Genomic DNA, 14,558 nt, shown 5'->3' with positions numbered 1-14,558 from the left:
GGGGTTTCTGGGGCTTTTCTTACGCGGTCTGATGGGCGAGCAGCGCAACCGCGGCGATCAGCACCACCAGCAGCGCGACCAGCGCCATCGGGTTGACCCCGCCAAGGAAGCCCTCTTGCTGCAGTCGCTCGCGATTGGCGCGGCACACCGGGCACCGGCCCTCACTCACGGGCGCCGCGCAGTTCGCGCACACCAACCGGTCGTACGTCATGCGCTCGCCCTCCTCGCACCGGCCATCACTCGTACAACGCTCACGGGAACGGGAACGTTCCCCCTTCCACTGTGCCAGTTTCCCGCACGGCGTGCGCGGGGCCTTGGACAGCCAGCCGAGAACCGGTGCCGGTACAAAAACGTACAAGCCTTACCCAACCTCGTCCTGCGACTGCACTTGCACACCCGGTTCGCGTATGGTCACGCTCATCTACCCCCGGCGACCCGTGGTGCATCCGTGATCCGATTCGACAACGTCTCCAAGGTCTACCCCAAGCAGACCCGCCCCGCACTCAGGGATGTCTCCCTTGAAGTGGAAAAGGGCGAGTTCGTCTTCCTCGTGGGGTCCTCCGGCTCCGGAAAGTCCACCTTCCTGCGGCTCATCCTCCGCGAGGAGCGGTGCAGCCACGGACAGGTGCACGTGCTGGGCAAGGACCTCGCGCGCCTCTCCAACTGGAAGGTGCCGCAGATGCGCCGCCAGCTGGGGACGGTGTTCCAGGACTTCCGGCTCCTGCCGAACAAGACCGTCGCGGAGAACGTGGCCTTCGCCCAGGAGGTCATCGGCAAGTCCCGCGGCGAGATCCGCAAGTCCGTGCCGCAGGTGCTCGATCTCGTCGGGCTCGGCGGCAAGGAGGACCGGATGCCCGGTGAGCTCTCCGGTGGTGAGCAGCAACGCGTGGCCATCGCGCGGGCCTTCGTCAACCGGCCCAAGCTGCTCATCGCCGACGAGCCCACCGGCAACCTCGACCCGCAGACCTCCGTCGGCATCATGAAGCTGCTCGACCGCATCAACCGGACGGGCACCACCGTCATCATGGCGACGCACGATCAGAACATCGTGGACCAGATGCGCAAGCGCGTCATCGAGCTGGAGAAGGGCCGCCTCGTCCGCGACCAGGCCCGCGGCGTCTACGGCTACCAGCACTAAGCAAGTTCACGACGAAAGGCTCGACAAGTCGCCATGCGCGCCCAGTTCGTCCTGTCGGAGATCGGTGTCGGTCTCCGCCGCAATCTGACGATGACCTTCGCCGTCATCGTCTCCGTCGCCCTGTCCCTGGCACTCTTCGGCGGTTCGCTGCTGATGAGCGACCAGGTGTCCACCATGAAGGGCTACTGGTACGACAAGGTCAACGTCTCGATCTTCCTGTGCAACAAGCACGACGCCGACTCGGACGTCAACTGCGCCAAGGGCGCGGTCACCGAGGACCAGAAGAAGCAGATCCTCTCCGACCTGCACAACATGCCGATCGTGGAGAAGGTGGCGTACGAGTCGCAGGACGAGGCGTACAAGCACTACAAGGAGCAGTTCGGCAACTCCCCGCTGGCCAGCTCGCTCACGCCGGACCAGATGCAGGAGTCGTACCGGATCAAGCTCAAGGACCCGCAGAAGTACCAGGTGATCGCGTCGGCCTTCAACGGCCGTGCCGGTGTGCAGTCCGTGCAGGACCAGAAGGGCATCCTGGACAACCTCTTCCAGCTGCTGAACCTGATGAACCGGGGCGCGCTCGGCGTGATGGCGATGATGCTGATCGTCGCGCTGCTGCTGATCGTCAACACGGTGCGCGTCTCGGCGTTCAGCCGCCGGCGCGAGACCGGGATCATGCGCCTGGTCGGTGCCTCGGGCTTCTACATCCAGGCGCCGTTCATCGCCGAGGCCGCGGTCGCCGGGCTCATCGGCGGCGGGCTCGCCTGTGTCGCGCTGCTGGTCGGCCGGTACTTCACCATCGACCACGGCATGGACCTCTCCCACAAGCTCGCGCTCATCAACTTCGTGGGCTGGGACGCGGTGTTGACCAAGCTGCCGCTGATCCTCGCGACGAGTGTGCTGATGCCGTCGTTGGCGGCGTTCTTCGCGTTGCGCAAGTACCTGAAGGTGTGACGCATCCCAAGAGGGCCGTACGGACATCGGGCCGTACGGCCCTTCGCGTTGTCCTAGACTCACCGCCATGTCAGGCCGAGACCTGTTCTGTCCGCCCCGCCGCTTCCGCCGCGGGGCCGCCCTGACCTTGGTCTTCGCCGGCGTTCTGGTCACCGGCGCCGCAACCGGCTCCTTCCCGGAGACCGACCCCGCCCCGCGGAGGGCCGCGGCCCCCGGCCCGACGAGTACGGCCACCCCGCACGAGCAGGTCCAGAAGGCTGCCGCCGATGCGATGGCGGACGGCAAGTCCCCCATGGAGGCCGCCGAGCGGGCCGTCAGCCGCAGCGGGGACCGCTGGGGCGCCGTCTACTCCGAGGGCGAGTACCAGGAGTTCCAGGAGGCCCTCGACGGCCGGTACACCGGCGTCGGCCTGTGGGCGCGGCGCGAGCGGGACGGCCGGATCCAGGTGACCAAGGTGCAGCCCGGCTCGCCGGCGGCCGAGGCGGGGGTCCGCAAGGGCGACCGGCTGCGCAGCGTCGACGGCAGCAAGGTCGACGGGCGCCCGGTCACCGAGGTGGTCTCCTTACTGCGGGGTGACGCCGACGACGCGGCGGCCGGTACGACCGTCACCCTGGGCCTGCAGCGCGGCACGCGCGCGTGGACCGAGAAACTGCGCCGGGCGAACCTCTCCACCGACTCCGTGACCGTGCGCCGCCTGCCCGGCGGAGTCACCATCATCAAGATCGCCGCGTTCACCAAGGGCTCCGGCTACGCGGTACGCGCCGCGGTGCGGCAGGCCCCGGCCGACGGCGGGATCGTCCTCGACCTGCGCGGCAACTCCGGCGGGCTGGTCACCGAGGCGGTGGAGACCTCCTCCGCCTTCCTGGACGGCGGTCTGGTCGCCACCTACGACGTCGAGGGCGCCCAGCACTCCCTGCACGCCGCCCCCGGCGGGGACACCGCCCGGCCCCTGGTCACCCTGGTCGACGGCGGCACGATGAGCGCGGCCGAGATGCTCACCGGGGCACTGCAGGACCGGGGCCGCGCGGTGGTGATCGGCTCGCGCACCTTCGGCAAGGGCTCCATCCAGATGCCGACGACCCTCCCCGACGGCTCGGTCGCCGAGCTGACCGTCGGCCACTACCGCACCCCCTCGGGCCACGCCGTGGACGGCCGGGGCATCACCCCGGACCTGGACGCGGGGCCGGACGCCGTGACGCGCGCCGAGAAGGTCCTCACCGGTTTGGGCGACCCTTCGTAGTCACACGTAATCGGCTGTACTCACACCCCCTGTGTGGTGCGAAAATGGTCGGCACTATGGCTAAGGAAAAAGGGCGCAAGCTGATCGCGCAGAACAAGAAGGCGCGGCATGACTACCACATCCTCGACACCTACGAGGCCGGTCTGGTCCTCATGGGCACCGAGGTGAAGTCACTGCGCCAGGGGCGGGCGTCGCTGGTCGACGGCTTTGTGCAACTGGACGGTCACGAGGCGTGGCTGCACAACGTGCACGTCCCCGAGTACAGCCAGGGCACCTGGACGAACCACAGCGCCCGCCGCAAGCGCAAGCTGCTGCTGCACCGCGTGGAGATCGACAAGCTGGAGTCCAAGTCCCAGGAGACGGGGCACACGATCGTGCCCCTCGCCCTGTACTTCAAGGACGGCCGCGCCAAGATCGAGATCGCGCTGGCGAAGGGCAAGAAGGAGTACGACAAGCGCCAGACCCTGCGCGAGAAGCAGGACCGGCGCGAGGCGGACCGCGCGATGTCGGCGGTGCGGCGCAAGCAGCGGGGCTAGCGGGAATACGCTGGCACGGGCCTGCGTTGTTCCCGTACGATGGCAGCAGCACCGGACGCCAGCGCCCGGTGTGAACCTTGAGAAATCAACATGGGGATGATCGGTTTCGACAGCGGCTGTCGAAGCAGGGGAAGCGTGTCGAGGAAGCGGCCATGATCTCGTAAACCACAGGCCGAAAAAAATAATCGCCAACACCAAGCGCGATTCCTTCGCCCTCGCTGCCTAAGTAGCGACTTGCGAAGTGTCAGCCCGGGGCTGTTCCCGACCCGGATCCTGGCATCAGCTAGGGAACTAAACCTTGATCCCGGTCACGGGGTGAAGAGGGAAACCAAACAGTGACTGGGCCCGTCGGCGACTTGTTCGCGTGATCGCCGGGGCCGAGAAAAGCGAAGCGGACTGCACACGGAGAAGCCCTGATTCCGCACCGTTGGACGCGGGTTCGATTCCCGCCATCTCCACGACGCCCCTCCGGGGGTACCCCATGTGGGCAACGGCCCCGTCGCTTCTGGCGACGGGGCCGTTGCTTTTGGGGGCGGGGGCCGTCATTCGTCCGCGGGTGCGCTGTGGCTGGTCGCGCTGTTCCCCGCGCCCCTCAGGGGCGCTCGCAGTGGCACCCCGCCGGCGCGGGTGAGCGTGACCACCGCGAGGGCCAGGGTGGCGCCGGCCGCCGGTACGACGTACGCGGAGGTTGGCGACGAGTGCTCCACCGCCCAGCCCCCCACCGCCGAGCCGCACGCGATCCCCGTGAGCAGCCCCGTCACCACCAGGCTCATGCCCTCGTTGAGGCGGTCGGCCGGGGTGCGTCGCTGGACCAGCGTCATCGCCGTGACCATGGTCGGTGCCGTTGCCATGCCGGCCATCAGCAGCGCGCCCGCCAGCACCCACAGCGAACCGGTGAGCCCGGCGGCAGCCCACGGCAGGGTCATCAGTACGGCCATCCCCGCCAGGCAGTGGCCCAGCCGCAGCCCCGTCGGCTTCAGCGCGCCGTACAGCAGACCCGCCGCGCACGAGCCCGCCGCCTGGAGGGCGAGGACCACGCCGGCCGCCGCGCGGTGACCCTGCGCGTCGGCATAGGCGATCGTGACGACCTCCATCGAGCCGAACACCGCCCCGGTCGCGGTGAAGCAGGCCAGCAGCGACGGGATGCCCGGGCTGCGCAGCGGCGACCGCGCCCGCGAACGGGCCCGTGGCGGCGGCTCGGTGGCTCGCTGGGCGGTGAACAGCAGCATGCCGGTGAGCAGCAGGGCCGCCCCGGTGAGGGTGCCGGCCTCCGGGAAGAACGTACCGGTCAGAAAGGAGGCCAGCACCGGGCCGAGCATGAAGCACAGTTCGTCCGCGGCCTGCTCGAAGGAGTTCGCGGTGTGCAGTGCGCCGGGGTCGTCGCGCAGCAGATGGGCCCAGCGGGCGCGGGACAGACCGCCGATGTTCGGGGTGGCCGCGGTGCCGGCGTAGGCGGCGAACAGGGCCCAGTCCGGGGCGTCGTAGCGGACGCACAGCAGCAGCGCGAGGCTGCCGAGCACGGAGGCGAGCGTGGCCGGTACGGCGACCCGGGCCTGCCCGTGCCGGTCGACGAGCCGGGCGATCCAGGGCCCGGCCAGCGCGGTCGCCGCGAGACCGGTCGCGGTGACGGCCCCGGCGAGGGCGTACGAGCCCCGGGAGCCGGCGATCATCACGACCGCGCTCACACTGAACATGCCCATGGGCAGCCGGGCGAGAAGGTTGCCGGTGGTGAAGGCGCGGGCGCCGGGGAGTGCGAAGAGGCGGCGGTAGCCGCTGGTGGTCGTGGATATGACGGAGGGCATGGGTTCACCCTCGCCCCGAGTGGATCACCGGGTCCAACACCTTCCCCGCACCGATTGACGCACCCGTGTTGTAAGTCCTGCGGTAAGTTCCCCGCCATGCCCGCTCCCGCCCACCTCGACCCCCGCCTCCTGCGCGCCTTCGTCGCCGTCGCCGAGGAACTGCACTTCACCCGGGCCGCGGCCCGCCTGTACATCGCCCAGCAGGTGCTCAGCCGCGATGTACGGCGGCTGGAGCGGGAGTTGGGCGCCGAGCTGTTCGTGCGGACGACCCGGCAGGTGACGCTCACCGCGGACGGCCAACGGCTGCTGCCGCACGCCCGGCGGGTCCTCGCCGCCCAGGACGACCTGCTCGCCGCCTTCGCCTCCGGCCGGTCCCGCCCGCTGCTCGTGGACCTCAACTCACCCGGCCTCGGTACCGGCCGCCGCGTGCTGCACCGGGCCCGTGAACTCGCCCCGGACTGCGAGCTGATGGCCCGCTACGAGAGCGGCCTGACCGGAGCCGCCGCCGAACTGCTCGCCGGCCGGCTGGACGCCTCCTTCGGCCGTTTCGCCGGTCTGGACCCGGCGGTGCGGTCCGGGCTCGAGCGGCAGCCGGTGCGCTACGAGCCGATGGCCGTCGTCCTGCCGGAGGACCATCCGCTGGCCGCCCGCACGGAGGTGCCGGTGGCCGCGCTGGCCGGCGAGACCGTGTACGCCGGTGCCGGGAACCCGCGCACCCTGGAGTGGACCGACCTGGCGAGCCGGCTCTTCGAGGGGCACGGCATCCGGCTCGCCGCACCCCTGCCGCTGGCCGTCGGGGACGAGGAGTTCGAGCGGATCATGGCCAAGACCCGGCATCCGGTGCTGGCCGTGGTGGACTTCCCGGCCATGCCCCGCACGGTGCGCCGGCCCGTCGTCGACCCCGTCCCGTTGTCGCCGGTCTCCCTGGTGTGGCGCAAGGGGCTGGTCCATCCGGGACTGGACGCGCTGCGCCGCGCGGCGGCCGAACTCGCGGCAGCGGAGGGATGGCTGCTGCGGCCCGCCGGGGGATGGATTCCGGCCACTGATGAGGGCCTGATGAGAGGGTGACCTGCGGCCGGAAGTGATCCCTGACCATCACGGGTGCACGGCATGCGCTACATTCATGCGCCGAGCGCAGAGTGGTATCTGGGGGCGCTCGAACCAGGTGGGGGCGTGTTTCCGTCGACGGTGCTCGGGCAATCAGCGCACCCGGAACTGTCCCGTGGGGGGATGCACGCGCGTGAAAGAGTGGCCAGAAGACGCCCAACCGGAGGGTCCGAGAACCGCATCCGCGGAGGCGGACGTGACGGCGGCCCCGAGCGGGACCCCGGCCGATGGGGCCGCTGACGGCGGCACGCGGGCCGAGGACGCCGTAGACGACGCCATGGGCGCTCGGGACGCTGCGGAGAGCGCGGAAGGGGAAGACCCGGGGGCCGCCGCGGAGCCCTCGGCCCCCGACACCACCCACAGCCTCCCCGAGGTGACCGTCCAACTGCCTCCGGTCGAGGACAGCTCACCGGGGTCGGCCACCGAAGCCCCGAGCGCCGACGGCGAGGACGGCGATGGCGAGGGCGCCGACGGCGAGGGCGGCGAAGGGCCGTCAACGGCAGCCGTCTTCGTCGACGCGTCCGGCCGCCGCGGCCGTCGCTTCCGCCGCCTCGGCATCGCCGTCGCCGTCGCCTGCGCCGGCTACGCCGCCGTCATCGCCGCGACCCTGCTCTCCGGCAACTCCGCCGCCCCGTGGCTGCCGGTGCCCGGCCAGGACGACGACAAGCCGGTCGGCAAGACGCACACCTCGCCGCACCCCAGCGCCTCCCTTGCACCGGGCCTGTCCGGTCCCGGCGCGGCGAGCGGGACGGGCATCTCCTCGTCGGTGGGCGCCACCGCCGTACCCGGTGCCGGTTCCCCCAGCCCGACGCCCATGGGCACGGAAGCCGCCGTACCCACGGCAGGCACCGCCACGGCTTCCGCGGGGATCGGTCCCGGGGACTCCCCGTCCGCGTCGGCTCCGTCCACGGCCGCGTCCCCGATGCCGTCCGCCTCCGGCGGCGGTACCTCGCCCTCCGCCGCTCCGTCCCCGACGCGCGGCAAGCGCATACCCCCCGGACGGGCGAAGCACTCGTTCCCCCCGCTCCCGCTGTGACTCCGACCAGAGAAAACACCCTCTGATGGCTTCGCTCTTCCGTCGCCGTACCCCGCCACCGGTACGGCGCGCCCGACTGCCGCTGCGCTATCTGCTCCCCGTCCTGGTGCTGTGCGCGACCCTGGCGATGCTCATGCTGCGCGGCTACGTGCACAGCGAGATCCTCGCGGACCACCGCATCCGGCCCGAGGCCGCGCACGACAAGGTACCGCCGAAGGTCCTCGACGGCGGCCCGGTCATCGACACCCGGGACGGCGCCGTCACCAGCCTGCGGATCCCGGACCACCGGATCGTCCTCACCTTCGACGACGGCCCCGACCCGACCTGGACGCCGAAGGTCCTCGACGTCCTCAGGAAGCACCACGCGCACGCGGTCTTCTTCGTCACCGGCACGATGACCTCGCGCTATCCGGACCTCGTGCGGCGCATGGTGGCCGAGGGCCACGAGGTCGGCGTGCACACCTTCGACCACCCCGACCTCTCGTACCACTCCAGGCAGCGCATCGACTGGGAGCTGTCGCAGAGCCAGCTCGCGCTCGCCGGTGCGGCCGGCATCCGCAGCTCACTGTTCCGGCCGCCGTACTCCTCCTTCGCCGACGCCATGGACGACGCGTCCTGGCCGGTGACCGAGTACACCGGCAGCCGCGGCTATCTCACCGTCGTCGACGACATCGACAGCGAGGACTGGCGCAAGCCGGGCGTGGCCCGGATCATCCGCAACGCCACGCCCCACGGCGGCAAGGGCGCGGTCGTCCTCATGCACGACTCCGGCGGCGACCGCCACCAGACGGTCCAGGCGCTCGACCGGCTCCTTACCCGGCTCCAGCAGCGGGGCTACGCGTTCCAGACCGTCACCGAGGCACTGAAGGCGCCGAGCGCCGACACCCCGGTCACCGGCCTCGACCTGTGGAAGGGCAAGGTCTGGATCTTCCTGGTGGGGGCGGCGGACAGCGTCACCGGTGTCCTCGTCGCCGGTCTCGCGGTCATCGGCTTCCTCGTCCTCGCCCGTTTCGCCTTGATGCTGCTGCTGGCCGGCGTCCACGCGCGCCGCACCCGGCGCCCGGACTTCCGGTGGGGCCATGAGCCGGTCACCGCGCCCGTGTCGGTGCTGGTCCCGGCGTACAACGAGGCCAAGTGCATCGAGAACACGGTCCGTTCGCTGATGCGCAGCGAGCATCCGATCGAGGTGCTCGTCATCGACGACGGCTCCTCGGACGGCACGGCCGGGATCGTCGAGGCGCTGGGCCTGCCCGGCGTCCGCGTGATCCGGCAGGCCAACGCGGGCAAGCCGGCCGCGCTCAACCGCGGCATCGCCGAGGCCGCGCACGACCTGATCGTGATGATGGACGGCGACACGGTCTTCGAGCCGTCCACGGTCCGCGAACTGGTGCAGCCCTTCGCCGACCCGCGCGTCGGCGCCGTCGCCGGCAACGCCAAGGTCGGCAACAAGAACCGGCTCATCGGCGCCTGGCAGCACATCGAGTACGTGATGGGCTTCAACCTCGACCGCCGGATGTACGACATCCTGCGCTGCATGCCGACGATCCCGGGCGCGGTCGGCGCGTTCCGCCGCTCGGCGCTGCGACGGGTCGGCGGGATGAGCGACGACACGCTCGCCGAGGACACCGACATCACGATGGCGCTGCACCGCGACGGCTGGCGGGTCGTCTACGCCGAGCGCGCCCGCGCCTGGACCGAGGCGCCCGAGTCCGTCCAGCAGCTGTGGTCCCAGCGCTACCGCTGGTCGTACGGCACCATGCAGGCGATCTGGAAGCACCGCCGGGCCCTGTTCGAGCGGGGTCCCTCCGGCCGCTTCGGCCGGGTGGGCCTGCCGCTGGTCTCGCTGTTCATGGTGGTGGCCCCGCTGCTGGCGCCGCTGATCGACCTCTTCCTCGTCTACGGCCTGGTGTTCGGGCCGACCGGGAAGACGATCGTGGCCTGGTTCGCCGTCCTCGCCGTCCAGGCGGTCTGCGCGGCCTACGCCTTCGCCCTGGACCGCGAGCCGCTCACCCCGCTCCTCTCGCTGCCCTTGCAGCAGATGCTCTACCGCCAGCTGATGTACGTCGTGCTGCTCCAGTCCTGGATCACCGCGCTCACCGGCGGCCGGTTGCGCTGGCAGAAGCTGCGCCGCATGGGCGGCGTGGCCGCGCCTGAGGCCCCGTCGATCAAGCGCCGCCCCGTCCCGGATGGCACCCCGGCCGCCTGACTCCGCTCCAGGGGGCTCGGCGGGGAACCTCTCATCGCGCCTCCGGGCAGGGTGAGAGCAACGTTCCCTTCCGGTCACCCACAGCCACAGGGCCGGAAACGCGCCCTCCCTACCTTCGGGCTCAGTCGTCGATGGCAGGTCGATGGCCGACCGAGCAGCCGTAGACCCTGTGGAGGCGTGATGACAGCCCCAGCCCCAACCCGTCGCAGTGGCCGCTGGATCGAGCGCTGGGATCCGGAGGACGAGGGATTCTGGGCGGCGACCGGCCAGCGGATCGCCAACCGGAACCTCTGGTTCTCGGTCCTGTCCGAGCACATCGGTTTCTCGATCTGGACCCTGTGGTCCGTCCTCGTCCTCTTCATGGGCCCGCAGTACGGCCTCACCCCTGCCGACAAGTTCCTGCTGACCTCGATGGTCACCCTCGTCGGCGCCGTCGTCCGCGTTCCCTACACCTTCGCCGTGGCCGTCTTCGGCGGCCGCAACTGGACGATCATCTCGGCGAGCCTGCTGCTCATCCCGACGATCGCGGCCTTCGCGGTCATGGAACCGGGGACGTCCTTCACCACGTTTCTGTGGGTCGGTCTGCTGGCCGGTATCGGCGGCGGCAACTTCGCCTCCTCCATGACCAACATCAACGCCTTCTTCCCGCTCAAGAAGAAGGGCTGGGCGCTCGGACTGAACGCGGGCGGCGGCAACATCGGCGTGCCCGTCATCCAGCTCGTCGCCCTGGCGGTCATCGGCGCGAGCGGCGGTCCGCGCGTCCTGCTGGGCATCTACATCCCGCTGATCGTCGTGGCCGCGGTACTGGCCGCTGTCTTCATGGACAACCTGGCCACGGTGAAGAACGACACCGGCGCGGCCAAGGACGCCGCGAAGGACGCCCACACCTGGATCATGTCCTTCCTCTACGTCGGCACCTTCGGCTCCTTCATCGGCTACAGCTTCGCCTTCGGCCAGGTCCTGACGATCCAGTTCGGCCGCACCCCGCTCCAGGCGGCCTACCTCACCTTCATCGGCCCGCTGCTCGGCTCCCTGATCCGCCCCCTCGGCGGCCGGCTCGCCGACCGCTTCGGCGGCGCCCGCATCACCCTGTGGAACTACGTGGCCATGGCCGCCGCCACGGCCGTACTGATCGTCGCGAGCCGGCAGAAGTCGCTGCCGCTGTTCGTGTCCGTCTTCGTCGTCCTGTTCGTGCTCAGCGGCCTCGGCAACGGCTCGACGTACAAGATGATCCCGGGCATCTTCCAGACGAAGGCCCTGGCCAAGGGCCTGGAGGGGGAGGCGGCCCTGGCCTACGGCCGCCGTCTGTCCGGCGCGTCCATGGGCCTGATCGGCGCGGTCGGCGCGCTCGGCGGCGTCGGCATCAACCTCGCCTTCCGCCAGTCCTTCCTCTCCTACGGCTCCGGCACCGGCGCGTTCGTCGCCTTCCTCGCCTTCTACGGCGTGTGCTTCGCGGTGACGTGGGCCGTATACCTTCGCCGCACGGCGGCGCAGACTGTGACCGTGGCGTCGGCGGAGACAAAGCCGCAGCTCAGCTATGCCGAAGTCTGACGTAACACCGGCGCAATGAAGCCGAACCGAGCCTGTCACGCGCCGTTGACAGGCTCGATTCGCGCGCCGGTCAGCTAGGAGAAGCCCATGTACGACGAAGAGCAGCACCCAGGAGCTCCCGGAGCCCATGAGCACGGTCCGCTGGCCGGATTCACCGTGGGCATCACCGCCGCGCGCCGGGCCGACGAGCTGGGCGCCCTGCTCCAGCGGCGCGGATCCGTCGTCCTGCACGCACCCGCCCTGCGGATCGTGCCGCTCGCCGACGACGGCGAGCTCCTCGCCGCCACGAAGGGGATCATCGACCAGGTCCCGGACGTGGTCGTGGCCACGACGGCGATCGGCTTCCGGGGCTGGGTGGAGGCGGCCGAGGGCTGGGGCCTGGGCGATCCGCTGCTCGGGCGGCTGCGGGAGGTCGAACTGCTGGCCCGGGGCCCCAAGGTCAAGGGAGCGATCCGCGCGGCAGGCCTCACGGAGGAGTGGTCCCCGTCCTCGGAGTCCCTCGCCGAGGTCCTGGACCGCCTCCTGGAGGAGGGTGTGGACGGCCGCCGTATCGCCGTACAGCTGCACGGCGAGCCGCTCCCCGGCTTCGTCGAGGCCCTCCGCGAGGGCGGAGCGGAGGTGGTCCCGGTCCCGGTGTACCGCTGGATGCCGCCGGAGGACATCACCCCGCTGGACCGCCTCCTGGACGCGGCGATCTCCCGCTCCCTGGACGCGGTGACCTTCACCAGCGCCCCGGCGGCGGCCTCCCTGCTCTCCCGGGCGGAGGACCGGGGCCTGCTCCCCGACCTCCTCTCGGCCCTCGCCCACGACGTCGTCCCGGCCTGTGTGGGCCCGGTCACCGCGCTCCCCCTCCAGGCGCAGGGCGTGGACACGATCCAGCCGGAACGCTTCCGCCTGGGCCCCCTGGTCCAGCTCCTGTGCCAGGAACTCCCGGCGCGGGCACGCGCGTTGCCCATCGCCGGCCACCGGGTGGAGATCCGGGGCCACGCGGTCCTGGTCGACGGCGCCCTGAAACCGGTCCCCCCGGCGGGCATGTCCCTCCTGCGGGCCCTGTCCCGCCGTCCGGGCTGGGTGGTCCCGCGCGCAGACCTGCTGCGCGCACTGCCGGGCGCGGGCCGCGACGAGCATGCGGTGGAGACGGCGATGGCCCGCCTGCGTACGGCTCTGGGGGCGCCGAAGCTGATCCAGACGGTGGTCAAGCGCGGCTACCGGCTGGCCCTGGATCCGGCGACGGACGCGAAGTACGCCGACGCGTAGCCTTCCCCGGCCCCGCTCACCGGTCCTCGTACTCGTCGTGGCGGCGCCACCACCAGGAGTCGCCCTCGTTACGGCCGAGGGGGGCGCGGTCGAGCCACTGGTACATGCCCCACAGGGCGTCCAGGCCGCGCGCGTACGTCGAGTAGGTGTGGTAGACCGTGCCGTCCTGCAGGGTGAACGCGCTCATGCCGGGGCCTTCCCGGCGGTAGGTTTCCCAGTCCGTGCCGACGATGGACCGGGTGAAGGCGTCGCGGGAATCGCGCTCGTCGGCCGTGGCCGGCCGCATGTCCTCCTCGCCGAAGTTGTACGCGACGGCTCCCGCTTCCCACTCCTGCTTGGTGTGCGCGACCCCGAAGTCGAAGTTGAAGTCGCTGCCGTGGGACGACGCCCACGGGAAGGTCCACCCCATCCGCTCCCGGTATGCGTGGAGCTTGGCGAGCGGGGCCCGCGACACCGCCCAGAACATGACGTCGTGGTGGGCGAGATGGACCACGGAGCCGTTGTAGCCGTCGGCGATCGCCGAGCAGGACGGGCATCCGGCGGTGTAGTCGGGCCCGAACATGAAGTGGTAGACGAGCAGCTGCGAGCGTCCCCGGAACAGGTCGGCGAGCGACGCGGTTCCCTCGTCGGTCTCGAAGCGGTAGTCCTTGTCCACCCGGACCCAGGGCAGCTCCTGCCGTCGCCTGGCCAGCTCGTCGCCGCGTCGGGTCAGTTCCTTCTCCGCGTCGAGCAGCTCCAGCCGCGCGGCAAGCCACTCCTCACGCGTTCCCGTCCTGTGCGTCGTCATCGCCCGTCACCCTTTCTTGTCCCTTTTGGTGTCTCTTTTCTTCTTCCTCCTCTTATTCCTCGACCTCTTCTTATTTCCTGTCGTCACCCGCGCGCCCGCTCATCGAGGTGATCTTTCAGCGCGTCGAGCGGGCTGCCCCCGGCGCCGCGTGCTTGAACGCGGTACGAGGGGTTCCGGAGACGTGTGCGGGAAGGCACTGTGAAGAGGAGCGCCCCATGGTTCCCCCACGCTTCCTGCCTAGGCGGTGACAGGCACATGGCACTGGGTACGGCGACGACGTCCTCGTACGAGCTACGGTTCGATGCCGGACGGATCTGTCTGGATCTCCTCGCGACCAGCCACCCCGTGGAACGGCTGGACGGGGTGGGGACGTTGCGCGCCTGGATCGGGGGCGCCGGGCTCGTCCCGGCCGGTACGCCGCTGGGCCACGCCGACGACTCCTGGCTGGCCGGGTTCCGGGAACTGCGGGCGCACGTCGGGCAGTTGGTGCGGGCCCTGAACGCCGTGGACTCACCGTCGTACGACCGCTGCCTCGCCCGGGTCAACGAGGTCGCCCGCGCCGCGGTCCCGGCCCCGTGTGCCGTGCGCGGTGAAGACGGCTGCCTCATGAGGAGGTTGGCCGACCCGCCGAGCTGCGCGGGGCTGCTCGCGCTCGTCGCCCGGGACGCCGTGGAGCTGCTCACCGACCCCGTCGCGCGGGCGGCCGTGCGCGAGTGCGAGGGTGACAACTGCCCGATCGTGTACCTGGACACGTCCCGGGGGCGGCGCCGGCGCTGGTGTTCCAGTGAGGTCTGCGGGAATCGGGAGCGGGTGGCCCGGCACCGGCGTCGAGCCGCGCTCGCGCGGGCGTGATTTCCGTAACACCAGGTTTGGTTGCCGAGTTCACGATCACGGCGAGGCCTCCTCGGCGATGTGTCGGAAATGTAAAGATCATGCGGTGGGATTGT

The 14,558-nt window shown here is 70.7% G+C and carries 13 protein-coding genes and 1 other RNA gene; 11 read left to right on the top strand and 3 right to left on the bottom strand.

Annotation, left to right across the window (positions count from 1 at the left end):
* Positions 1-19 precede the first annotated feature (19 nt).
* Positions 20-211, bottom strand: a complete 192-nt coding sequence (locus ACWC0C_RS08740; protein WP_449199357.1) for a hypothetical protein — start codon at positions 209-211, stop codon at positions 20-22.
* Positions 212-448: 237 nt separating this feature from the next.
* Between ACWC0C_RS08740 and ftsE the strand changes: the two genes are divergently transcribed.
* The 5 genes from ftsE (at position 449) to ssrA (ending at position 4,326) form a co-directional block, all read left to right on the top strand.
* A complete protein-coding gene (gene ftsE, locus ACWC0C_RS08735; RefSeq protein WP_055707746.1) occupies positions 449-1,138 on the top strand; it encodes a cell division ATP-binding protein FtsE in 690 nt (229 codons plus the stop codon).
* Positions 1,139-1,171: 33 nt separating this feature from the next.
* Positions 1,172-2,089: a permease-like cell division protein FtsX gene (gene ftsX / locus ACWC0C_RS08730; protein WP_449199358.1), complete on the top strand. Its 918-nt coding sequence runs from the start codon at positions 1,172-1,174 to the stop codon at positions 2,087-2,089.
* Positions 2,090-2,156: 67 nt separating this feature from the next.
* Positions 2,157-3,329, top strand: coding sequence for a S41 family peptidase (locus ACWC0C_RS08725; RefSeq protein WP_450862664.1), 1,173 nt, complete (start codon positions 2,157-2,159; stop codon positions 3,327-3,329).
* A gap of 56 nt (positions 3,330-3,385) precedes the next feature.
* Positions 3,386-3,865 (top strand): SsrA-binding protein SmpB, encoded by a 480-nt coding sequence (gene smpB / locus ACWC0C_RS08720; protein WP_449199360.1) that lies wholly within the window; start codon positions 3,386-3,388, stop codon positions 3,863-3,865.
* Between the two features lie 92 nt (positions 3,866-3,957).
* Positions 3,958-4,326, top strand: a transfer-messenger RNA (tmRNA) gene (ssrA, locus tag ACWC0C_RS08715).
* A gap of 81 nt (positions 4,327-4,407) precedes the next feature.
* Here the strand turns inward: ssrA and ACWC0C_RS08710 are convergent.
* Complete coding sequence (locus ACWC0C_RS08710; protein WP_450862662.1) at positions 4,408-5,667, bottom strand: MFS transporter; 1,260 nt, start codon at positions 5,665-5,667, stop codon at positions 4,408-4,410.
* 96 nt (positions 5,668-5,763) lie between these two features.
* Between ACWC0C_RS08710 and ACWC0C_RS08705 the strand changes: the two genes are divergently transcribed.
* The 5 genes from ACWC0C_RS08705 (at position 5,764) to ACWC0C_RS08685 (ending at position 12,824) form a co-directional block, all read left to right on the top strand.
* On the top strand, positions 5,764-6,735 hold the full coding sequence (locus ACWC0C_RS08705; protein WP_450862660.1) for a LysR family transcriptional regulator: 972 nt from the start codon (positions 5,764-5,766) through the stop codon (positions 6,733-6,735).
* A gap of 235 nt (positions 6,736-6,970) precedes the next feature.
* Complete coding sequence (locus ACWC0C_RS08700; RefSeq protein WP_450862659.1) at positions 6,971-7,810, top strand: hypothetical protein; 840 nt, start codon at positions 6,971-6,973, stop codon at positions 7,808-7,810.
* 25 nt (positions 7,811-7,835) lie between these two features.
* Positions 7,836-10,016 (top strand): bifunctional polysaccharide deacetylase/glycosyltransferase family 2 protein, encoded by a 2,181-nt coding sequence (locus tag ACWC0C_RS08695; RefSeq protein ID WP_450862657.1) that lies wholly within the window; start codon positions 7,836-7,838, stop codon positions 10,014-10,016.
* Positions 10,017-10,196: 180 nt separating this feature from the next.
* A complete protein-coding gene (locus tag ACWC0C_RS08690) occupies positions 10,197-11,567 on the top strand; it encodes a nitrate/nitrite transporter (protein ID WP_449199365.1) in 1,371 nt (456 codons plus the stop codon).
* Between the two features lie 87 nt (positions 11,568-11,654).
* Positions 11,655-12,824 (top strand): uroporphyrinogen-III synthase, encoded by a 1,170-nt coding sequence (locus tag ACWC0C_RS08685; protein WP_450862655.1) that lies wholly within the window; start codon positions 11,655-11,657, stop codon positions 12,822-12,824.
* 16 nt (positions 12,825-12,840) lie between these two features.
* Here the strand turns inward: ACWC0C_RS08685 and ACWC0C_RS08680 are convergent, their stop codons facing one another.
* Entirely contained in the window at positions 12,841-13,611 is a 771-nt protein-coding gene (locus tag ACWC0C_RS08680) for a DUF899 domain-containing protein (RefSeq protein ID WP_450862653.1), read from the bottom strand.
* A gap of 255 nt (positions 13,612-13,866) precedes the next feature.
* On the opposite strand from ACWC0C_RS08680, the gene ACWC0C_RS08675 reads away from it, so the two are divergent.
* Positions 13,867-14,463, top strand: a complete 597-nt coding sequence (locus tag ACWC0C_RS08675; protein WP_450862651.1) for a CGNR zinc finger domain-containing protein — start codon at positions 13,867-13,869, stop codon at positions 14,461-14,463.
* Positions 14,464-14,558: the final 95 nt, after the last annotated feature.

The sequence above is a fragment of the Streptomyces sp. NPDC001709 genome, from assembly GCF_053596375.1.
The sequence above is the reverse complement of the archived record's forward strand: the minus strand, read 5'-3'. Positions and strand labels throughout refer to the sequence as shown.